Consider the following 22,010-nt stretch of genomic DNA (forward strand, 5'->3'; position numbering starts at 1 on the left):
AAACAGCCTCCCGCACCCTAACGCGGAAGGCTGTTTTCTATTCTCACTCTCTCATCCCGTTTCTTACACCGGGTAAGCCTTATTTTCCTTATCAGCCACAGTCACATCAACCTTGCGCTGCTGTGCCTCTCTGTACTGGAAGAATTCCTTGGCTACAGCCGGGAACAGAGCATAGCTTAATACATCCTCATCCTGCTGTTTCCACTGTGCGCATTCCTTCTCGAACTGCGGGAGCTGAGGCTTGATCAGATCTGCCGGACGGCAGGTGATCGGTGTCTCGTCGCCAATGATCTTCTTCTGGACTTCCGGATCAAACGGCTTTACAGTCTGGCCAAATTCTCCCAGCATGATCTTCTTGGACTCCTTGGGAACCATCTTGTAGCGTTCGCCCATAATTACGTTGAGAACGGCCTGCGTACCAACGATCTGAGAAGAAGGCGTTACCAAAGGCGGCTCGCCGAAATCCTTTCTTACTCTTGGAATTTCCTCCAATACCTGCTGGTACTTGTCCTCCTGTCCTGCTTCCTTCAACTGATTTACCAGGTTGGAAAGCATACCGCCGGGTACCTGATACTGGAGAGTCTTGATATTTACCCCCAGAACCTTTGGATTTAAAAGGCCGCTCTTTAATGCTTCCTCGCGGATCGGCTGGAAGTGGTTTGCAATCTCTGCCAGCAGGTTCTGATCATAGCCGGTGTCATATGGTGTGCCTCTGAAAGTCTCAACCATAACCTCGGTTGCCGGCTGGCTGGTGCCAAGCGCCAGAGGCGACATTGCGCAGTCGATGATCTCACATCCTGCCTCTACTGCTTTTAAATAAGTCATAGAAGCAACGCCGGATGTGTAGTGGGTATGCAGGTCGATAGGCAGCTTGGTTCCTTCTTTTAAGGCCTGTACCAGCTCAGCTGCCTTATATGGAGTCAGAAGGCCGGCCATATCCTTAATGCACAGGGAATCTGCGCCCATATCCTCGATCTTTCTTGCGATGTCTCTCCAGTAATCCAGCGTATAAGCATCACCCAGAGTGTAGCACAGGGCGATCTGAGCGTGGCCGTTTTCCTTCTTGGTTGCCTTAACGGCTGTGTCCAGGTTGCGGATATCGTTTAAGCAGTCGAAAATACGGATGATATCAATACCATTTGCAATCGACTTCTGTACGAAATACTCTACTACATCATCTGCATAGTGATTATATCCCAGAATATTCTGTCCACGGAACAGCATCTGCAGCTTTGTATTCTTAAAGCCATCTCTTAATTTTCTTAAGCGCTCCCATGGATCTTCTTTTAAGAAACGCAGGCAGGCGTCAAAGGTAGCGCCTCCCCAGCACTCTACTGCATGGTAGCCAACCTGATCCATCTTCTCAATGATGGGGAGCATCTGCTCCGTTGACATTCTGGTAGCAAGCAAAGACTGATGGGCGTCACGCAGGACGGTCTCCACGATCTTTACCGGCTTCTTCTCTATCTCTGCCATAGTTAATATTCCTCCTTGATAAATATTCCCTTTTATACTCCAAATACTGCCATAAAGGTACCGGCTGCAACGGCCGTACCAATCACGCCTGCCACATTTGGCCCCATTGCGTGCATCAGCAGGAAATTGGTGGGATCGTACTCAGAACCGACCTTCTGGGATACGCGGGCTGCCATAGGTACAGCGGATACGCCTGCGGAGCCGATCAGGGGATTGATCTTTCCTCCTGTCAGCTTACACAGGAGTTTTCCTAAGAGAACGCCGCCTATGGTACCAAAGATAAACGCGATCAGACCAAGAAAAACGATTTTGAGCGTTGTTACATTTAAGAAAGCCTCAGCGCTTGTAGTAGCACCTACGGATGTACCCAGCAGGATAACTACAATGTACATCAGCGCATTGGACGCAGTCTCCGCCAGCTGCTTTACAACGCCGCTCTCACGGAACAGGTTGCCCAGCATCAGCATACCTACCAGAGGCGCGGTAGAAGGCAGGATCAGGCAGACTACGATGGTTACAATGATAGGGAACAGGATCTTCTCCAGCTTGGATACGGAGCGAAGCTGCTCCATCTTGATCCTGCGCTCCTTATCCGTTGTCAAAAGTTTCATAAACGGCGGCTGGATGATCGGTACCAGAGCCATATAGGAATACGCCGCAACGGCAATGGGGCCCATGATCTGTGTCTGTCCCAGCTTGCTGCACAGGAACAGGGAGGTCGGACCGTCTGCTCCGCCAATAATGGAAATTGCTGCAGCCTCCTTTCCTGAGAATCCCAGGAAAATGGCTAAGAAATAGGCTGTATAAATACCCAGCTGAGCAGCAGCGCCCATAAGAAAACTGATGGGGTTAGCGATCAGAGGGCCGAAGTCAGTCATAGCACCTACGCCTAAGAAAATCAGAGAAGGCAGGATACTCCACTCATCCAGAGTGAAAAAGTACCACAGCAGACCGCCTACGCCATTAGAAGATTCTTCCGGTGAATACATGATCTCCGGATAGATGTTTACAAGCAGCATACCAAATGCAATTGGAATCAGCAGCAGCGGTTCGAACCCCCTTCGAATCGCCAGATACAAAAATACCAGTGCCACGCCAATCATCATATAATTTCCAGGGGTCAGATGAAAAAACGCCATCTGACCCAGAAGGTTTGTTGCCAAATTGCCAAAATCCATAACGCTACCTCCATAATGGAACCCCCAGCATTGGGGGTTCATCCTTCCGATCAGTTCAGAGTAGCCAGAACAGCGCCGGACTCAACCGCATCTCCCGTAGATACATTGATGCTTGCAACCGTTCCGTCCTGAGGAGCCACGATATCGTTCTCCATCTTCATGGCTTCAAGCACCAGTACCGTTTCTCCCTTCTTTACAGCCTGACCTACAGCTGCCTTCACACCTACGATTTTGCCTGGCATAGGAGCGGTCACCTTAACGGAGCCTGCTGCGCCTGCCGGGGCTGCTGCAGGTGCTGGCGCAGGCGCTGCCTCAGGTGCGGGTGCTGCTGCAGGCGCAGGTGCCGCTGCGGGTGCTGCCACAGGTGCCGGGGCTGCTGCAGGAACTGCTGCCACGGGGGCTGCTGCGCCTTCTTCAACGGTTACTGCATATGCTTTTCCATTTACTGTAATGGTATATGTTTTCATGATCGATTTCCTCCTTGATTTAAAATGAATCCTTATCTTCTTCTGGAACTGCTCACACGGCGGATCGAGCGTACCACCAGTCCGTTGGGCGATGTCCCTTCATATGCTGCGATGGCTGCGGCCATAACCGCTGCCAGTTCCGCATCGTCTGCCAGTTCAGGTCCGGTCACTGCCGGAGTTCCTGCCTGAACCGGAACCGAGGCTGCTGCAGGTGTAGGCGCAGGCGCTGCCGCATTCTCCTTCTTTCCCTTTTCCCATGTGTGGATAATCTTAAAGCAGGCAATCAGAAGGCTGATGAAAATCAGAACACAGAACACGGTTCCCATACCGACTCCGGTATACACACTGGCTGTTTTTAACAGAGAGCTTATGGAGTTATCCTCCTCTGTACCTGTGGACATATCCGTAAACTGGGCCTCCAGCTGTCCCGTAGCCATATTGAGGTTCATCACATACTTTTTGGTTCCCTGTGTAAACTCTACAGGAAGGATCACCGTGTAGCTTCCGTCCTCCAGAAGAACCACCGAGCCGTCCTCGATATCAATGTGCTTTAAGCTGCCCATCTCCTCCCGGACTTCTAACTGCTCCTCATAAAGCCCCGCACTGGCGGTATCGCCCTGGGCCTCTGCCAGCTGTGCCTGTACAATCAGCTGCTCATCAGAAGCTCCCAGCGTCTGGGCCGCAGAAAGAATGAGGGCATCCGCCATGGAATCCTCCACCGGCGTACCGTCTGTACTGATGGATAATGCCTCTGTGTCTGTTTCCTTCTGAGAGCAGGCAGACAGGCTTACCAGGCAGGCAGATACAAGGGCTGCCGCTGCCATCCGTTTTAATAATCGTCTCATATACATGTCACCCCTCTTTAAACCGTGCCATGCTTCTTTGACGGACGGTCCTCACTTTTTGTATAAAGCATCTCAAAGGCAGCTGCCAGTCTCTGGCGTGTCTCTTCTGCCTTGATAATATCGTCTACATAGCCTCTTCTTGCAGCAGCCATCGCGCCGGACTGAGCCTTTGCGTACTCTGCCGCCTTCTCATTGATGAGAGCCACCGCGTCATCGCTGGCCTCGATCTCCTTTGCATACATAATCTTAACCGCCTCATCCGGCTCCATGGTGCCGATCACGGCATTGGGCCAGGCGTATACCAGATCAGATCCCAGGCTCTTGCTGCCCATGGTAAGGCCGGCGCTTCCCAGTGCTTTTCCTGTCACTACGGTCACCTTGGGAACTGTGGCGTTTGCGTATGCGTAAGTCAGACGGGCTGCTGCCTTTGCAATCGATTTCTCACTGCACAGACTTGCCTTATAGCCGTTTACATTTGCAATCGTCAGTACCGGAATACTGAAAGCATCGCAGAAATTGATGAACTCCGCTGCCTTGCCGCAGCCCTTGCCAGACAGAACAGACTCAAAGTCCTCTGTCTTATTTCCATCCTCATAGAGCTCTGTACGGTTTGCCACGCAGCCTACGGTCACGCCGTTTATACGGATAAGGGCTGTCACCATAGAGGGTTCATAAGCCTTCTTTATTTCCATTACAAAATGATTGTCAGAGATCATGGATAATGCCTGCACAGGGTCTCCTGCCACTCCCTCAATGCCAGTGCACATACGGTTCAGATCATCCTGACAGTCGGCCTCGGAAAAATCCTCCTCGTTGTTTGCGGGCAGAATAGATACCAGTGTGCGGATCTGGGCCAAGATCGAAGCCTCGTCTCCCGTAAAATCAACCGCTCCGGTCTCTTTGCTCTGGAACGCAGCTGCCGCTGTGTCGCATTTTGCCTTGTAATTGCCCTCTAACGCGTTTGGAGCATTTACAAAGAACTGGGCGGACTTCTCCTCCATAAAGGTGAAATCTGCCATACCTGCTGCTACTGCCATACCGCCGCCGCAGGTGCCGAAAACTGCCATAATCTGCGGGATCACACCAGATGCCATGGCCTGGCTTAAGTACAGCTTACCAAAACCATCCAGCGCATCCGTAGCCTCCTGTAAACGCAGTCCGGCACAGTCCACCAGTCCGATCACAGGCGCTCCCATTTTCATAGCCATGGAATAGATGCTGCAGATCTTCTTTGCGTGCATCTCGCCCATAGAGCCGCCCAGTACGGATGCATCCTGGCTGTATACATAAACCAGGCACCCGCCGATGGTACCGTATCCGGTAACCACACCGTCAGCCGGTGTTTCCTGCTCAGTCATGTTAAAGTCCGTGTTTCTAGCGGTGATATACGCGCCGACTTCAACAAAACTGTTCTCATCAAGCAGAGCTGCAATACGGCTGCTTGCTGAAGTTTGTGCTGAATTACTCATTTTCCAGTCCTCCATCATTCTTAAGTCTACAATATTAGACGGAATTGCTTTCAATCCCAGTGCAATCCCGCATAAAGACAAAAATATTGCCATATATGATTATAATAAGATTTTTGTCAAATGGCAAGCCCCCCAGATCAGGAAATTGCCTGTTTTCGATAAATTATTAACAAATTTTAAGAAAAATACAGACGCTGTCCCCATACCTGCTCCCAAACAGCCGATTGTTTTTTATGAGGTATGTGCGGCAGCGCCCACTTTATGCGTGTTTATCTGTATATTTTTACATTTCCCGTTCAATGAACAATCATTAACAGAATCTTACAATTATTTAATGTAACAGTTCAGGCCAGGTAGAAAACATATACGGAGTTTTCTTTCCTTGCGGCAGCGGCTGGTTACATTCCAAAGAAACGGTCATGGATGGCCTGAACCGCCTGATCTGCATCCTTCTTATCTACCAGCACAGATATCTTGATCTCACTGGTGGAAATCATGTTGATATTGATGCCTGCATCGTAGAGCGCCTCAAACAGCGTTGCCGCCACACCGGGATTGTTGATCATGCCTGCTCCCACCACAGAAACCTTAGCCACGTCGCAGTTTGTCTCCAGACGGCTGTAGCGCAGTTCCTCTTTCTGCTCGATCAGAAGCTCCGAAGCCTTCTTAAGATCCTTTTCCGCTACTGTAAAGCAGATATCCTTTCCTTCCTCATGGCCGATGCCCTGAAGGATGATATCCACATTCACCTGATTTCTGGCTAAGAGGGAAAACACTTTAAATGAGGTGCCGATCTCATTCGGTACGCCGATGAGGGCGATCCTTGCAATATCCTTATCCTTTGCCACACTGCTGATATATGAACGTTCCATACGTTTTGCAACTCCCTTCACTTTTGTTCCCGGATGGCCTGTAAAACTTGACAGAACCTCCATTTTTACATTATATTTTCTCGCCAGCTCTACGGAGCGGTTGTGGAGCACCTGTGCGCCTAACGTAGCCAGTTCCAGCATCTCGTTGTAAGTTACCTCATCCAGCTTTCTTGCCCCTGTCACTTTTCTCGGGTCCGCGGTGTAAACACCCTCCACATCCGTATAGATCTGACACAGATCAGCTCCCAGCACTGCGGCCAGCGCTACCGCTGAGGTATCGGAACCTCCTCTTCCCAGGGTCGTTATATCGTGATTTCTGTCCACACCCTGAAACCCTGTGACAATAACGATCTTCTTCTGGTTCAGCTCTGCCTCGATGCGCTCCGTATCCACCTTTTTGATCCTTGCATTTCCTGAAACGGTATTGGTAATCACGCCGGACTGCCAGCCCGTAAGAGAGATCACCGGATACCCCATAGCCTCAATGGCCATGGCGCAGAGAGAGACTGAGATCTGCTCACCGGTAGATAAAAGCATATCCATCTCACGGCTGGAAGCCTCAGGATTGATCTCCCTCGCCTTCTCAATCAGGTCATCCGTGGTATCGCCCTGGGCCGACAGCACTGCCACCACCTGATTCCCTGCCTTATATGCGTCCGTAATGATCCTTGCAACATTGCGAAGCCTCTCTGTGTCTGCCACGGAGGTTCCGCCGAATTTCTGTACGATCAAACTCATATCCGTTTTCCTTCCTTCGCCCGGTCTGCGGGTAAATATACAGGAGCGATGGCCAAACGACCATCGCTCCAACCTATACCATATTTTACTCAAATGATGCTGTTTGTCAACTTGTTTCCCCTTATCCTTTTACTGCGCCCATGGTAATTCCCTGGGTGAAATAATTCTGGAACATCAGGAAAACGGCAACGATGGGAACCGCCGCCAGAGCCGCACCTGCCATGATCACACCATAGTTCGTGGAGAACTCCTGCTGCAGCGTTGCCACACCCAGGGAGATGGTCAGATTGGTTCTGGAATTTAACATTACCAACTGCATGAAATAATCGTTCCAGGTATTGATAAAGGTAAAGATAGCCAGCGCTCCCAGACCAGGCTTTACGATCGGCATAACAATGTTTGTAAAGGTGCGGATCTCTCCGCTTCCGTCAATCTTTGCCGCCTCTAAAAGCTCGGTAGGAACATTTTCGCTGAACTGTTTCATCAGGAAAATACCAAAGGGCCAGCCGCATAAAGGAAGGATCACAGCCCAGGAGGTATCATGGATCCCCATAAAGGAAACCAGTTTCATAAGAGGCACCAGAATTACCTGCTTTGGAAGAGCCATGGCAAACACGAAGATACTAAACAGCAGCTTATCGCCGTAGAACCGTTTCTTCGCCAGCACATAGCCCGCCATAGAGGAGGCAATGCAGACAATGATCAGCGTCAGCGCAGCGATAAAAATACTGTTGATAAGCCACTGAAGAGCCGGATTCTGAAACAGCTTCTCGAAGTTTTCCATGGTGGGATGCAGCGGGAACCATTCCGGCGGAAGCTTGATCGTTACCTTCTGGGATTTGAACGCGCCTGTCAGGATCCAGTAAAACGGGAAGATAAAGACCACGCTGAGCAGAAGCAGGAATGTCATGGACAGGATGTCCAGGATTTTTACTTTATTTTTCATCTTCTCTTCCCCCTTAATATTCAACGTCGCTGCCCAGAGCCTTAAACTGGACAAAGCTGATAAAGCCGATGATCAGCGCCAGAATTACCCCCATGGCATTTGCATAGCCGTATTCAAACTTCTTAAAGGCCGTTTCATACAGATAGTACATGATCGTTGTGGTTCTGTAGTTGGGGCCGCCGGATGTCAGCAGCTGAATCAATGAGAAGCACTGGAAGGAGTTAATGGTGGTGATAACTACAATGTACAGAGTGGTAGGCAAAAGACTTGGCCACTTAATTTTCCAGAATACCTGAAAATCGTTGGCACCGTCTACCTGTGCCGCCTCCACATAGTCCTTGGGTACATTTCCCAGAGATGCAATGTAAAGGATAATGGGCTGGCCTACGCTGGTGGTGATCAGGATAATCAGGATGGCCCAGAGTGCAAATTTCTTATCACCGGTCCACATGATATTTTTATCGATCACATCCATGGATTTTAACAGCCAGTTCAGGATACCGTTTAACGGATCGTAGATCCATTTCCACACAACAGTAACAGCTACTGTACCGGTTACGACCGGCAGGAAGAACACACAGCGGAAAAAGGACCGTGTCACCGGATTCTTCTCATAGGTCATGGCTGCCACAAAAAGTGCAAATAAAACGGTGATGGGAACGGAGCCTACTACCAGAAGCAGGGTGTTCACCAGGGACTTCTGCCATACAGGATCTGCAAACATCGTGGTATAGTTAGACAGCCCGGTAAATGTCATTCCCTTCATATTGTAGCGGAAAAAGCTGGTGACTACGCCCATTCCCATGGGAACCAGCACAAAAATGATAAAAAACAGCATGGCCGGTAAGAGGAACGCGTAGGAAACAAGCGTTTCCCGCATTCTGATCTTGTTGATTTTCCTTGACTTCATGGTAGATCTCTCCTTCTAAAAGTGACTCCCCATACTACAGGCCGTAATATGGGGAGAATCCCTGCTTTCACCCTTCTCATCTGTAAGGGCTTTTGCTGTATTACTGAGCGTTTATAATGGACTGATTTGCCTTTGCTACAAAATCATCCAGAGCGGCCTTCGGCTCAGCGTCGCCATTGATCACTGCCTGAAGCATTGGGAACCAGTAGGTTCTCATCTCGGCAAATCCAGGAATCGTATTATAGTATGGAGAATAATATTTGCTGAGGGAAGCGTAGAATGCCATATCCTCATCGCCTTCATATAAATCGCCCATAGACTGGCGAACCGGGAATACACTGGTCTTTACCACATTCTTTGGCCCCCACTCTTCGTCGTTGCAGACAAAGTCGATAAACTTCTTGGATGCCTCAGCTCTTGCCTCATCGCCGTTGTCAAATACACAGAAGCCATTTACAAGGTATTCAAGAGCAGGCTTTCCGTCCTCAGACGGGAATGGAAGGGCAATGGCCTCAATTCCGTTCTCATTTAAGGTTTCTGCTCTCTGGCTTGCAAGGCCTGGAGACCATAAAGTAGTAAATGCTGTGTTGCCTGCTACAAACTGGTCAACGTCCTCGCCGCCGTTGTATGCGGAACCATTTAACATATAGCCGTTATCTACCCACTCCTTGATCTTGGTCATGGCCTTTACGCCGCCTTCATCGTTCAATGTGTATGTAGTGATCTCAGGATCCGTTACGGAGCTGTCATAGAGATTGGTCACAAATGCGCGGATACCCTGATCACCGCCCTGTCCGGAGCAGTATACGGTGCCGCCCATGAAGCCTGCCTCAGAAAGTTTCTTCATCATCTCCTCAAACTGCTCTGTGGTCCAGGTACGGTCGCCCTCCAGATTGATGCAGTCCATAGCGCCCGCTTCCTCTAAGGCGTTCTTGCTCACTGCCATGCAGAAAGCCGCGCTGCTGATGGGATACATATAGTAGCTGTCACCGGACTTGCAGGCATTTAACAGCGCCTCATTATCAACATCCTTCGTAAACTCATCTGTAAACATATCATCCAGAGCTACCAGCTTTCCGTTCTGTGCATAGGAAATGATACGTCCGGGAGCATCAAAGAGAACGTCGCATACCGTTCCCGCCTCAATCGCTGCGGTGATTTTTTCCGGCCCGGAAGTGAAATCAATGGTCTCAAGCTTCACCTTGATATCAGGATTCTTTGCCTCAAAGGCATCTATGATCTCCTGCTCATACGTACCTGCGGGATTATTCCCGTCCTGTGCAAATGTAGGGAACGCCCACCAGGTAATCTCTGTCACTCCTTCAGCAGAAGTCCCTTCAGATCCTTTGGATGCGGCTTCTGTGTTCTTTGCCTCTTCTGCCTTGGTATCTGCCTGTGTGCCGGCTGTCTGTTTGTCTCCCCCGCCGCAGCCTGTGAGCATGGATGCTGTCATGGCTGCCGCCAGACCCAAAGATAACATTTTCTTCATAAGAAAATTCCTCCTTCTCATTTCTCCCCGCTCCCGCCCTGTACCCCTGGCAGGAACATTTCTTTGTTGTTGAAATGATTATAGCACGATTTTTTCTTTTTGTCAATTTGCCCGAAAAAAATTTCTTTTCTTTTTATTCATTGTGTTTTTTAGTTTTAAACCCAAAAAAACAGGGAGTTTCTCTTCTGCATTTTTATGCATTATGCGAAACTCCCCAAAAATACCCTCTTATATTTTACACAATTTCTGATTTGCAAACGAATCCTGCAGAATGGCACTGAAAATTTTTTCTTTTATTTCATCCTACAGCTTTGCAATTGCAGCGTCGATCATTGCAGCGCATTTTCTTACCTGATCCATATCCTCAGGAATCAGCCCCGGCATCGGCTTTCTCACACTGCCCAGTTCAAGTCCCTCTCTTATCTTTAAGATCTCTTTCATTACAGCGTAGAGATTTCCATGGCAGGCGCACATAGCATAGATGATCGCGTCCGCGGCATACTGGATCTGTCCGGCAGCCTTGTACTCGCCTTTTTGGCACAGCTCATAGATCTTCAGATACAGTTCCGGCATTACCCCATAAGTACCTCCGATACCGCCGTCTGCACCCATGGCCAGTCCGGATACCAGCTGTTCATCCGGCCCATTAAATACTACGAAATCCTTTCCGCCCTCCATTTTAAACATCTGGATATCCTGTACGGGCATTGAACTGTTTTTAACGGCAGCTACCCTCGGATTCTTTTTCATCTCTTTAAACAGAGGCATGGTCAAGGCTACGCCTGCCAGCTGTGGAATATTGTAGATCACAAAATCCGTATTGGGCACCGCAGCGGAAATATCATTCCAGTACTGGGCAATGGCGTGCTCGGGCAAATGAAAATAGATAGGGGGAATGGACGCGATCGCATCTGCTCCCAAACGCTCCGCATGAGCTGCCAGTTCGCAGCTGTCCTCGGTATTATTGCAGGCTACGTGGGCAATGACGGTCATTTTCCCTTTGACCACTTCCAGCACTGCCTCCAGCACTGCCTTGCGCTCTTCCTTGCTCTGATAGATGCACTCGCCGGAGGAACCTCCCACATAAACGCCCTTTACTCCCTTTTTCAGCAAATGCTCTGCCAAAGCCTTCGTGCGTTCTCTGCTTACGCTTCCATCCTCCTCATAGCAAGCGTAAAATGCCGGAATAATCCCCTGATACTTTGTAATATCTCTCATGTTGCTCCACCTTTCTCCGCCCGATGCAGAGCCTGTTTCCTGCTCCATCCTATCGGCTTTCCCCGCAAAGGGCTGTTTCTTTATTGTGATACCATCAGTATATCACTTTAATTGTTTTTTTCAACATTTCTATAAAAGTAAAAATTTTTTCTTTATTTTTTTGTAAAAAAGCGATGCTTGGGCATCGCCTTTCTCAATACGTTTATACCCTTTGGTTCTTTCCGTCAACACAGCTTTTCCAGAACGGAGCCAGACGTTTTCTCATTATTCACGCTGCATTGTTCAAAATACCTGCGATAATACTCTGTATAGATCAGATCCACCAGGAACAGCTGGCTGATCTCTGCGGAAGTGGAGCCGCCCTGAAGCGGACCTTCATTCGCGCCTGACAGCAGAGTGACGTCTGCGTGGGAACTCAGCGGTGATTTTACAAAGCGGGTGATGCAGATAATCCTGGCTCCCGCCCGCTTTGCAACCTCTGCCACATGAATGGTGTCCTTAGTGGCTCCAGAATAGGAAAATACCACTGCCACATCTCTCTCATCCATGGTAGCCGCCGCCATCGCCTGCATATGGCTGTCCTGTATACAAAATACTTTGTTTTCAATACGCATAAATTTATTCATGGCCTTCATGGCAGTGAGCATACTTGCGCCCACGCCGAAGAAAAATACCTTTCTCGCACCGTGAATCAGAGTAATGGCCCGTTCAATGTCCTCTTCACGGATCATGGAAAACGTCTCATTCAGCGCATTTATATTCGTATTTAATACCTTTCTTGCCAGCTCTCCAAAGGAATCCTCCATGGAAATATTATTTCCCGTAAACTGGTCCACCTGTTCCTGGCCTTTGCTGATGCTCAAAGACAGCATCATCTTAAACTCCTGATAGCCCTTCAAGTCCATTGTCTTACAGAACCGGAACACACTGGTATCTCCCACCTCACAGGCCTCTGCCAGGTCGGTGATGGACATAAACAGTACGTCTCTGGGATTTGCCAGAATATAATCTGCCACTTTCTTTTCTGCTTTTGTAAACTGATTATATGCGGACTTGATACTTGTTATAAAATCTCCCTGCATATGATCTTTTCCTCTCAATCTAACGTCTTTTTTCCATTTTATCTATTTTCGTTTTCGTTGTCCAGACCTTTTCCGGCTTTTATCTGATTTTTCACCGGCTGCAGAAGATATTTATGCTGTTTGCAAAGAGTTTTTCCACTTATTGGAATTATCTGTTTTATTTCTCCTCTTTTCTGCTTCCCAGCCAGGCTGCGCCTAAAAGTCCTGCCCGGTTTCCCAGAGCCGCCGGAAGAATCTTTACATCCCGAAAACTCGGCATAATACGGTCCAGCGTCCGGCATCTCACCTGTTCGGTCACATAAGGCTGCGCCATCACTCCGCCTCCTAAAATCACACAGGATGGGTTAAAAATGTGAATCAGGGTCTGAAGGCCGTTTACGATCTCATCGATCCAGCCATCCACCTCCGCCTTTACCTGAGGACGTTTTAGGGCGGCAAATATTTTTCTGCCGTCCGACAGTTCCGGATCCAGGGCTTTTACACGCGCTGCCAGGGCGGTGGTAGAGGCATACTTTTCATAACAGCCGCTAAAGAATTCACCCTCTCTGCGTTCTTCTGGATGCACCAGAAGGCCTCCGAACTCTCCTGCTGAAAAAGCGCAGCCATGGTATACCTTTTTATCCATCACGATTGCACCGCCCACGCCCGTACCGTAGGTCAGGCAAAGGAAATCATTTTCCTTCGCTCCGGCCCCAAAAATCCCCTCTCCAACAGCCGCGGCATTGACATCGTTTTCAACGGCCACCGGCACAGAAAAGCGTTCCTCCAGTATGCGGCGGATTTCCATTCCCGTGTAGCCTGGGATATTTTCGTTTGCATAACGAATCACTCCCCGCTCAGAATCCACCTGACCGGCCGTGCTGATGCCGATTGCATCGTAACCGCTGTAGCCCTCTAATATCTTTACAGCCTGCTCCATCACATAGCTGCCGCCAAGTCCGGCATTAGTAGGCGTCTCCCTTACTTCTTCCGTCTTGTCCTCTACACCCGTCCATACACCTGATTTAATGGACGTTCCTCCGATATCCAGTGCTGCTGCACGCATTTTTTCTCCTCTCTGCGGCACTGCCGGTATTCCCGCCGCCTCTGATCAGACGTTCTGGAAACAGCCGACAGGCCGACTCCCATTGACAGCAGTGCCACCCTGGGCAGTTTCTCCCCCCCTAACGGTTCTTCACTGCCGCCATAAACCGATTGGCAATTTCTAATGGCCTGGTAATCGCGCCGCCTACCACAATAGCAAACGCCCCGGCATCCAGCATCTTCACCGCCTGATCCGGGTAATGGATCTTGCCTTCCCCGATCACCGGTACGTCCACCGTCTCTGCCAGACGGCGCACCAGCTCATAATCCGGCCCATCTGTTTTGGGCGAGTCTTCCGTATAGCCGCTCATGGTCGTTCCCACAATATCCATTCCAAGCTTCCAGGCATTGATCCCCTCCTCGTAATTGGAAATATCTGCCATCAAAATAGCATCTGGATACTTCTGGCGCACCTCTGTCATAAATTCATTTACCGTTTTTCCGTCTCCCCGTTTCCGCAGAGTGCAGTCAAGAGCAATTACATCGCTTCCCACAGCCGCCAGCTCATCCACTTCCTTCATGGTAGGCGTGATATAGCCTTCAAATCCAGGATACTGAATCTTCACCAGGCCGATCACTGGAAGCCCCGTCTCCTCCTTGATCGCTGCCACGTCCCGGATGCTGCTGGTACGGATCGCCGGCGTTCCCGCCATCTTTGCCGCTCTGGCCATCAGATACATCACGGATTTCTCCTCCACATACAACGGCTCCCCCGGAATCGCCTGACATGAAATAATCATCTGTCCTTTGATCCGCTCAAAAAACTCCTCCTTGTTCATAGAACTCCTCCTCCTGTTCTCTGTGAAATATTTCTTCTATAACTATATCATAAAGAAATATTTTTTTCAATTACAAATGTGTGGGAATATTTTTTTATTGGATCCGAACGAGAAGCACAATATTTTTTTAATTCCCATGCAACTTTTTTTGTTTCTTCTGCGTCTAAGGATTGTAAATAAAAAAGCGCAGCTGCCATTCTGTTTCAGACAGCCGCAAATACTTATCCCTATATGGAGGTTTTATTATGAAGAAAAGAAATATTGCAGCAGTTATATTGACCACCCTTGTTCTTGCAACCGGATGCGGTGCACAGTCCTCCTCTGGTACGCAGGCCTCTTCCTCTGCACAGGTATCCTCATCTGCACAGACATCCTCTGCCGAGACGATCGCTGCCTCCGCCAAGACCGATGACGCCGGCGCTGCTTCAAAGGATACAGAAAATAAAACAGATGCACAAACATCCACCATCACCGGTACCATTGACGATATTAAAGATTTTATGTTTACCATCACCGATGAAAAGGGCGACGCATATCCCATGTCTTTCGATGCTGCGCCTGAGGGCCTCTCTGATGTGAAGGCCGGCGATAAAGTCACCGTCACTTATACCGGTGAGCTGAGCGCAGTAGACGCCTTTACCGGAACCATCCTTTCCGTAAAGAAAGCCGCAAAATAATCCCGCAGGGCATCAAAACCTTTATATGTCCTGCCTGCCCTTTCACACAGACAAAAAACTGCCGCTGACAGAAAAGGCCCGCTTTAAAACGTCCGTTTCCTGCCAGCGGCAGTTTTTATCTCTTTTTTCTGCGGCCGCCCGCTCCCTTACTTATAAAGAGTCAGGCCATTCAGTAAAATCACCGGATCATCATAATCATTATCCTTTGACAGGGAAACCTCTACTCTCACCTGATTCTGTCCGGAAACATCCACGCCAAAATAAGTAACCTTTTCATTATAATGGATATCTCCTGACGTATATAGAACCTGATCATTATCCCCGTAAACGGTTACACGCGCCATCAGCCCGCTGTCAAACTGCGAGGAGGGGCCAAAGGAACCGTAAAGCAGCCGATACTCTCCCTTTGTGCTGCAGAGCACATAACTTCCCTTTCCCTTTAAGCGGATGGCATTCTCCCATCGATCCCCGCCGCCGGTTCTGGCAGAAGTCAGGATAGAATACCCCTTTGTGGAAATATCACTCATATTCTGTACAAGCTGAGCGGTACTGAGATCCGGGCTGTCTGCCGGCTCTACTGCGCCCTCCCCCGGTGTCCATACACCGTCTGCGCCAATGGTTCGTCCATCAATCACTGTACTCACAGCCATAACGCCGCTTGGATACAGATAATACCACTTTCCGCTGTCATCCTTCAGCCAGCCGGTCTGCATAGCGCCGGTAGCATCCATATAATACCACTGGCCGTCTATCTGCTGCCAGCCGGTAGTTACATAGCCGTCATTGTTCAGATAATAATATTTCCCGTTATCCTCCACCCACTCATTATATGCATACTTGTTGGCCCCCCGCTGATACTTCCACTGATCATTTACATATTTCCATGTACCTGCGTAGGACGGAACTGCCAGAGCCGCACTCAGTACAGCCGCCGCTGCAATTACTCCAAAACGTCTTTTCATGCCGCTTCTCCTTTCCAAAACAGGCAGAGCCGCTTACAGGGGCCATGCCAGGTTGATTTCCATTATAATTCAATTATATGAATTATGCAAGAAAGCCTTGGCCAGCCCCCTGTAATTTCATAGAATTTTCATATTTGGAGGCTGCGGATCACAAAATCCGGTTTCATTTCTCCCAGCTCCAAGTTCCGCAGACTGCTCCGTTTTCAATGCAGAGCAGCCTCTGGTTGCTGCTTCCCCGAAACACCAGAGTCAGGTCCTTCCTGGCCTCAACAAATTCGCCGTCCACCAGTACGTTCAGTTGTTGCAGCATCTTTTGGGTATATTCTGTATATGCCCGTCCTCCCTGCTGCATATCCACATCATAGAGATACCCACTGTAGCACCAGATGTCCTTATTGGGATACGTCTGTCGGATCCGCTTTAACAGCCCGGCTAATACCGGCTGGTTCTCAGGCTCAAAGGGTTCTCCTCCCAGAAGGGTAAAGCCCTGTATATAAGAAGGCTTTAAAAGTTCCAGAATCTTTTTTTCCGTTTCCTGCGTAAATGGCTTTCCATAGTCAAAATCCCAAGTCTCCGGGTTAAAGCATCCCCTGCAGTGGTGCCTGCAGCCGGATACAAACAAAGACACCCTGACGCCTGGGCCGTTGGCAATATCACATTCCTTTATATTTCCGTAATTCACTCGTTTCACCCTACAATTTTCCTGAGTGTCTGTTTCAAGTTCTATTGGCTGCAAAAGCTTTGTGCCGCAGCCTTACAGATGAAGCACACGGTCGCGAATCTCCTGAGTCCGCCCCTGGTTCCAGAACTGAGTTCCGATATATCCACAGGTCCGCCGTGCCACAAACATCCGGTTCTGATCCCTGTTTTTGCAGTTCGGGCACTCCCAGATCAGCTTGCCGGATTCATCCTCCGTAATTACCATTTCTCCGTCGTATCCGCAGCACTCACAGTAATCGCTTTTTGTATTTAGTTCCGCGTACATGATATTGTTATAAATAAATTTCATCACAGACAGTACCGCTGGTATATTATTCTGCATATTGGGCACTTCCACATAGCTGACTGCGCCGCCGGGAGACAGTTTCTGGAACTCAGCCTCAAACTTCAGCTTGCTGAACGCATCGATTTTCTCAGACACATGGACATGATAGCTGTTGGTAATATAGTTTTTATCCGTTACCCCAGGAATCACTCCGAACCGTTTCTGAAGGCATTTTGCAAATTTATAGGTAGTGGACTCCATCGGGGTTCCATATACGGAATAACTGATATTCTCCGCTTCCTTCCATTCTCTGCACTTATCATTCAGCCGCTGCATCACCTTTAAGGCAAATGGACTTGCCTCAGGATCCGTATGAGACTTTCCAAGCATACGCATACACATCTCATACAGCCCCGCATATCCCAGTGAAATAGTCGAATATCCATTGAAGAGCAGCTTATCGATCTTCTCTCCCTTCTTAAGACGGGCCAGAGCTCCATTCTGCCACAGGATCGGCGCTACATCCGAAATCGTTCCAAGCAGCCGTTCATGGCGGCATCTGAGCGCCCTGTGGCACAATTCCAGACGTTCATCCAGGATCCCCCAGAACTTATCCATATCACCCTCGCTGGAGCAGGCCACATCTACAAGGTTGATAGTTACAACCCCCTGATTAAATCTGCCGTAATACTTATGGCTTCCATCGGCATTTCTCTGGGAATCCTCAACAGTAAGGAAGGAGCGGCAGCCCATGCAGGGATATACGTCCCCCTGCTTTAACTCCTTCATAATCTTTGCAGAAATGTAATCCGGCACCATGCGCTTTGCTGTGCACCGGGCGGCCAGCTCTGTAAGCTTCCAGTATTTGGATTCCTCGAAAATGTTGTCCTCATCCAGCACATAGATCAGCTTCGGAAATGCGGGGGTGATCCAGACGCCCTTCTCATTCTTAACGCCCTGCATCCGCTGTACCAGGACTTCTTCAATGATCATGGCAAGATCATCTCTGGTCTGGCCCTCCGGCACTTCGTCCAGATACATAAACACGGTTACAAATGGAGCCTGGCCGTTACAGGTCATCAGGGTAATCAGCTGATACTGGATGGTCTGGATACCACTGCGGATCTCATCCCGCAGCCTGCGCTCCGTTACTCTGGAAATGATATTCTCATCCAGGGACTCACCGCACTCTTTGCGCTCTTCAATGACATTTTTGCGGATCTTCCGGCGGCTGATATCTACAAAAGGCGCCAGATGTGCCAGGGTAAATGACTGACCGCCATACTGATTGCTGGCAACCTGAGCTACAATCTGGGTCGTCACATTGCAGGCTGTAAAAAAGCTGTGCGGCTTCTCGATCAGCGTCTCACTGATCACTGTACCATTCTGCAGCATATCCTCCAGATTGATCAGATCACAGTTATGTTCTCTCTGGGCGAAATAATCGGTATCGTGAAAATGGATAATGCCCTCCTCGTGGGCCTTTACGATTTCCTCTGGCAGGAGCACACGGCGGGATAAATCCTTGCTGACCTCGCCGGCCATATAATCTCGCTGAGTAGAGTTGATCACCGGATTCTTATTGGAATTTTCCTGGTTGACCTCCTCGTTGATATTGTCCAGCAGGGACAGGATACCGTTGTCGGTGGTATTTGATTTACGGGTGAGTTCTCTCTTATAACGGTAGCGCACATACTTCTGAGCCACCTCGTAGCCTCTCATAGCCATAATGCCGGTCTCCACCATATCCTGAATGTCTTCTACATTCACCGCATGGGTGGAATCATGCACCTTGTTGGCAATACTGTCAGCAATGGCAATGATCTGATAATCATTCATCTGGTGAAGCCTGTCCACCTCTGCATTTGCCTTGTGCACTGCATTTATGATCTTCTGGGAATTAAAGTCCACCTCTTCCCCGTTTCTCTTAATTACATTTGTCTTAACATCAACACTCATCCTGATCCCTCGCTCTTATTTTCATAAAATAAGCACCCTGGCTGTCCGATTTTTCCAAAACAACCACTAGATATAGTGCCAAATAATATACTACTACAAAATCCTGTGAAATGAAAGAGAAATTTGATAAAATGTTAAATTCAGACAATGGCTCCTTTAATCTCCAATAAATCGCCAAAAGCGCTGGCCCCCATCTTTTAGAGGCTGCAGCGCCCGGTTTTCCCACAAGGTTACAGGGAAAGCGGTTTTCTGAAAATAAAACTTCCGTCTCCCGCCTTTCCCAAAAACTGGTTATCTTTCACGATCACATTTCCCCGCAGAAGCACTCTGTCAATGGCTCCTTTAACTTTCATTCCCTCATAGGCCGTATAATCAACTGCACTATGCATTTGGTCATGGGTCAGTACACGCTCCCTTGTCGGATCCAGGATGATCAGATCCCCATCGGCTCCTGGCTGCAGGCTGCCCTTTTGCGGATAAAGACCGTAGATTCTGGCCGGGTTGGCCGATACGACCTGTACCATCTGCTCCAGGGTGATCCGTCCTGCCATCACCCCTTCAGAAAACATCAGGCTGATTCGCTCCTCCACTCCAGGCGCACCATTGGGGCATTTTGTAAAATCATCCTTACCCAGCTGTTTTTCATTTCCGTAGTTAAATGGGCAATGATCCGTAGCCACAACCTGAATGTCCCCTTTTGCGATTCCCATCCACAGCGCTTCGCAGTCCTTTCTGGTACGCAGCGGCGGAGACATCACATATTTGAGCCCATCCTCCTGAAGATACTTGTCCTCTGTCAGCACCAGATACTGTATACAGGTTTCCACGAAAATATTCTTCTGTCCCTCACGTCTGGCTTCCTTCACTGCCTCCAGACTTTCCCTGCAGGAGAGATGGACGATATACACCGGAGCATCCCCGGCCAGTCTGGCCAGATACAGCACACGGCGCACCGCCTCAGCCTCCGCAAGATTCGGACGGCTCTTGGCGTGATAAATAGGGGCCGTCTTTCCCTCAGCCACCAGCTTTCCTCTTAAAAACTGCACCACCGCATGATTCTCACAGTGAAATGCGGTCACGCCTCCCAGCGCCTTCATCCGTTTTAAAACCTGCAGCACCCCATCATCGTCAATTTTAAAATCATAGGTCAGGTATACCTTGACACTGGGCACGCCGTCCTTTACCATATCGCCTAATTCATCCAAGATCTCACTATTTACGTGCTGGCAGGTTCCGTGAAATCCGTAATCGACCACAGCCTTTTTGTCAGCCAGCCCATGATATTCATTCAGCTGATAATGAAGAGGACACCCCGCAGGTCCAAAAGCCATATGATCCACAATGGAAGTAGTGCCCCCGCAGGCCGCCGCCACTGTTCCGTCATAAAAATCATCCACGGCCCGGCTGGCTCCCGCCTGAAGGTCCATATGTGTATGTACGTCCACCCCTCCCGGAAGCACATATTTTCCTGCAGCATCCACCACCTGAACACCTTCCTTTGCTAAAATGTCCAGATCTTTTCCTATCTGTGAAATCACTCCGTCCTCTATACAGATATCTCCCTGATACTGCTCTCCTGCCGAAACGATCGTTCCATTCTTAACAAAAACCTTCATCCGCAACTCCTCCGTATTCCAATTCGTACAAACATTATAGCATAAAAGCTTTTACACTGCAAAATATCGGAGGATTTTATTAAATTTTCTGAAAACCATATCAAAAAAACGCTGCACAGCCATATAAAATATGACTATACAACGTTTTTCAAGTGCGGGCAACAGGACTTGAACCTGCACGTCTTAGACACCAGAACCTAAATCTGGCGCGTCTGCCAATTCCGCCATGCCCGCAGACATAAACAACTGCATAAACGAGATGAAACACTTTTCGCAAGGCTCACTCATGATTACAGCAATTGCCAAAGTTCCATACAAACACAGATCCTGGAAATGATTTTGCGTAAATAAAAATGCGGGTGGCCGGACTTGAACCGGCACGGATGATAAGTCCGAGGGATTTTAAGTCCCTTGTGTCTGCCTATTCCACCACACCCGCATAATACAAATGGGGCCTATAGGGCTCGAACCTATGACCCTCTGCTTGTAAGGCAGATGCTCTCCCAGCTGAGCTAAGACCCCAAATTGCATATAAATTGTGCTGTATCATCAGATACAAACGACCCGGAACGGGTTCGAACCGTCGACCTCCGCCGTGACAGGGCGGCGCTCTAACCAGCTGAGCCACCGGGCCATATAATATTCTAAATATAGTTCTCAATGCTTTAGCTAGGAAGAGTGGACCTTCGGGGACTTGAACCCAGGACCGACCGGTTATGAGCCGGTTGCTCTAACCAACTGAGCTAAAGGTCCGGAACTACATTTATAAATAGCTACTGCCTAAGCAGTAAAGCCGATGATCGGACTCGAACCGATAACCTGCTGATTACAAATCAGCTGCTCTGCCAATTGAGCCACATCGGCATAAATTGAACAATAAGTTCAAATGACCCCAACGAGATTCGAACTCGTGTTACCGCCGTGAAAGGGCGATGTCTTAACCGCTTGACCATGGGGCCATATTCAGTAGTGGTCGCCATGACTTCCACTAAACTCCCCGAGTAGGACTCGAACCTACGACCCAACGGTTAACAGCCGTTTGCTCTACCGACTGAGCTATCGAGGATTACTAATTATGCTGACTGAAACAGTATACTATACTTTTTCTATTTTTGCAAGCACATTTTTTGTTTCACACATACCTTCAAAACCACATATTGAACTGCCAAGCCACAACAACTCTCTCTTGCTCCTATACCGTCTGGTTAAGCCCTCGACCGATTAGTATCAGTCAGCTCCGTACATTGCTGCACTTCCAC

Annotated in this window: 18 protein-coding genes and 8 tRNA genes; 1 reads left to right on the forward strand and 25 read right to left on the reverse strand. The window is 49.0% G+C overall.

The features are described from left to right. Positions 1 to 63: 63 nt before the first annotated feature. The 13 genes from HW447_RS11945 to HW447_RS12005 all read right to left on the reverse strand — a co-directional run bounded on the left by HW447_RS11945 (position 64) and on the right by HW447_RS12005 (position 14,552). Complete coding sequence (locus HW447_RS11945) at positions 64 to 1,476, reverse strand: oxaloacetate decarboxylase subunit alpha (protein ID WP_176255490.1); 1,413 nt, start codon at positions 1,474 to 1,476, stop codon at positions 64 to 66. Positions 1,477 to 1,508: 32 nt separating this feature from the next. After that, positions 1,509 to 2,654 (reverse strand): sodium ion-translocating decarboxylase subunit beta, encoded by a 1,146-nt coding sequence (locus tag HW447_RS11950; protein ID WP_176255491.1) that lies wholly within the window; start codon positions 2,652 to 2,654, stop codon positions 1,509 to 1,511. A 50-nt stretch (positions 2,655 to 2,704) separates the two neighbouring features. Continuing rightward, positions 2,705 to 3,121: a biotin/lipoyl-containing protein gene (locus HW447_RS11955; protein WP_176255492.1), complete on the reverse strand. Its 417-nt coding sequence runs from the start codon at positions 3,119 to 3,121 to the stop codon at positions 2,705 to 2,707. A 32-nt stretch (positions 3,122 to 3,153) separates the two neighbouring features. Further along, positions 3,154 to 3,966, reverse strand: a complete 813-nt coding sequence (locus HW447_RS11960) for an OadG family protein (RefSeq protein WP_176255493.1) — start codon at positions 3,964 to 3,966, stop codon at positions 3,154 to 3,156. 17 nt (positions 3,967 to 3,983) lie between these two features. Beyond that, positions 3,984 to 5,435, reverse strand: a complete 1,452-nt coding sequence (locus tag HW447_RS11965) for an acyl-CoA carboxylase subunit beta (RefSeq protein ID WP_176255494.1) — start codon at positions 5,433 to 5,435, stop codon at positions 3,984 to 3,986. A gap of 398 nt (positions 5,436 to 5,833) precedes the next feature. Further along, positions 5,834 to 7,045 carry an aspartate kinase gene (locus HW447_RS11970; protein WP_176255495.1) on the reverse strand — a complete coding sequence of 404 codons (1,212 nt, stop codon included), beginning with the start codon at positions 7,043 to 7,045 and terminating at the stop codon, positions 5,834 to 5,836. Between the two features lie 121 nt (positions 7,046 to 7,166). Beyond that, positions 7,167 to 7,991, reverse strand: coding sequence for a carbohydrate ABC transporter permease (locus HW447_RS11975; RefSeq protein WP_176255496.1), 825 nt, complete (start codon positions 7,989 to 7,991; stop codon positions 7,167 to 7,169). A gap of 13 nt (positions 7,992 to 8,004) precedes the next feature. Beyond that, positions 8,005 to 8,901 (reverse strand): carbohydrate ABC transporter permease, encoded by an 897-nt coding sequence (locus HW447_RS11980; RefSeq protein ID WP_176255497.1) that lies wholly within the window; start codon positions 8,899 to 8,901, stop codon positions 8,005 to 8,007. Positions 8,902 to 9,001: 100 nt separating this feature from the next. After that, on the reverse strand, positions 9,002 to 10,390 hold the full coding sequence (locus tag HW447_RS11985) for an ABC transporter substrate-binding protein (protein WP_176255498.1): 1,389 nt from the start codon (positions 10,388 to 10,390) through the stop codon (positions 9,002 to 9,004). Positions 10,391 to 10,693: 303 nt separating this feature from the next. Beyond that, positions 10,694 to 11,608: a dihydrodipicolinate synthase family protein gene (locus HW447_RS11990; RefSeq protein ID WP_176255499.1), complete on the reverse strand. Its 915-nt coding sequence runs from the start codon at positions 11,606 to 11,608 to the stop codon at positions 10,694 to 10,696. 224 nt (positions 11,609 to 11,832) lie between these two features. Beyond that, positions 11,833 to 12,690 carry a MurR/RpiR family transcriptional regulator gene (locus HW447_RS11995; RefSeq protein ID WP_176255500.1) on the reverse strand — a complete coding sequence of 286 codons (858 nt, stop codon included), beginning with the start codon at positions 12,688 to 12,690 and terminating at the stop codon, positions 11,833 to 11,835. A 157-nt stretch (positions 12,691 to 12,847) separates the two neighbouring features. Next, positions 12,848 to 13,735 (reverse strand): ROK family protein, encoded by an 888-nt coding sequence (locus tag HW447_RS12000; protein WP_176255501.1) that lies wholly within the window; start codon positions 13,733 to 13,735, stop codon positions 12,848 to 12,850. Between the two features lie 118 nt (positions 13,736 to 13,853). After that, a complete protein-coding gene (locus tag HW447_RS12005) occupies positions 13,854 to 14,552 on the reverse strand; it encodes an N-acetylmannosamine-6-phosphate 2-epimerase (RefSeq protein ID WP_176255502.1) in 699 nt (232 codons plus the stop codon). Between the two features lie 245 nt (positions 14,553 to 14,797). Here HW447_RS12005 and HW447_RS12010 point away from each other — a divergent pair, with 245 nt between their 5' ends. Then, positions 14,798 to 15,229 (forward strand): hypothetical protein, encoded by a 432-nt coding sequence (locus HW447_RS12010; RefSeq protein WP_176255503.1) that lies wholly within the window; start codon positions 14,798 to 14,800, stop codon positions 15,227 to 15,229. Positions 15,230 to 15,375: 146 nt separating this feature from the next. On the opposite strand, the gene HW447_RS12015 is transcribed toward HW447_RS12010, so the two are convergent. From HW447_RS12015 to HW447_RS12070, 12 genes are all read right to left on the reverse strand, one after another. After that, positions 15,376 to 16,191 (reverse strand): NPCBM/NEW2 domain-containing protein, encoded by an 816-nt coding sequence (locus tag HW447_RS12015; protein ID WP_176255504.1) that lies wholly within the window; start codon positions 16,189 to 16,191, stop codon positions 15,376 to 15,378. 163 nt (positions 16,192 to 16,354) lie between these two features. Continuing rightward, positions 16,355 to 16,873: an anaerobic ribonucleoside-triphosphate reductase activating protein gene (gene nrdG, locus HW447_RS12020; protein WP_176255516.1), complete on the reverse strand. Its 519-nt coding sequence runs from the start codon at positions 16,871 to 16,873 to the stop codon at positions 16,355 to 16,357. A gap of 72 nt (positions 16,874 to 16,945) precedes the next feature. Further along, entirely contained in the window at positions 16,946 to 19,135 is a 2,190-nt protein-coding gene (nrdD, locus tag HW447_RS12025) for an anaerobic ribonucleoside-triphosphate reductase (RefSeq protein ID WP_176255505.1), read from the reverse strand. A gap of 230 nt (positions 19,136 to 19,365) precedes the next feature. Then, positions 19,366 to 20,751, reverse strand: a complete 1,386-nt coding sequence (gene hydA, locus HW447_RS12030) for a dihydropyrimidinase (protein WP_176255506.1) — start codon at positions 20,749 to 20,751, stop codon at positions 19,366 to 19,368. 153 nt (positions 20,752 to 20,904) lie between these two features. Beyond that, positions 20,905 to 20,985: transfer RNA gene (locus HW447_RS12035), tRNA-Leu, on the reverse strand. A gap of 120 nt (positions 20,986 to 21,105) precedes the next feature. After that, a tRNA-Leu gene (locus HW447_RS12040) sits at positions 21,106 to 21,190 on the reverse strand. Positions 21,191 to 21,200: 10 nt separating this feature from the next. Then, positions 21,201 to 21,273: transfer RNA gene (locus HW447_RS12045), tRNA-Val, on the reverse strand. A gap of 38 nt (positions 21,274 to 21,311) precedes the next feature. Further along, a tRNA-Asp gene (locus HW447_RS12050) sits at positions 21,312 to 21,385 on the reverse strand. Between the two features lie 45 nt (positions 21,386 to 21,430). After that, positions 21,431 to 21,504 (reverse strand) — tRNA-Ile (locus HW447_RS12055). A gap of 38 nt (positions 21,505 to 21,542) precedes the next feature. Beyond that, positions 21,543 to 21,615, reverse strand: a tRNA-Thr gene (locus tag HW447_RS12060). Positions 21,616 to 21,638: 23 nt separating this feature from the next. Further along, positions 21,639 to 21,710 (reverse strand) — tRNA-Glu (locus HW447_RS12065). Positions 21,711 to 21,744: 34 nt separating this feature from the next. Continuing rightward, a tRNA-Asn gene (locus HW447_RS12070) sits at positions 21,745 to 21,817 on the reverse strand. Between the last annotated feature and the right edge of the window lie 193 nt (positions 21,818 to 22,010).

The organism is Enterocloster alcoholdehydrogenati (assembly GCF_013282095.1).
GTDB lineage: Bacteria > Bacillota > Clostridia > Lachnospirales > Lachnospiraceae > Enterocloster > Enterocloster alcoholdehydrogenati.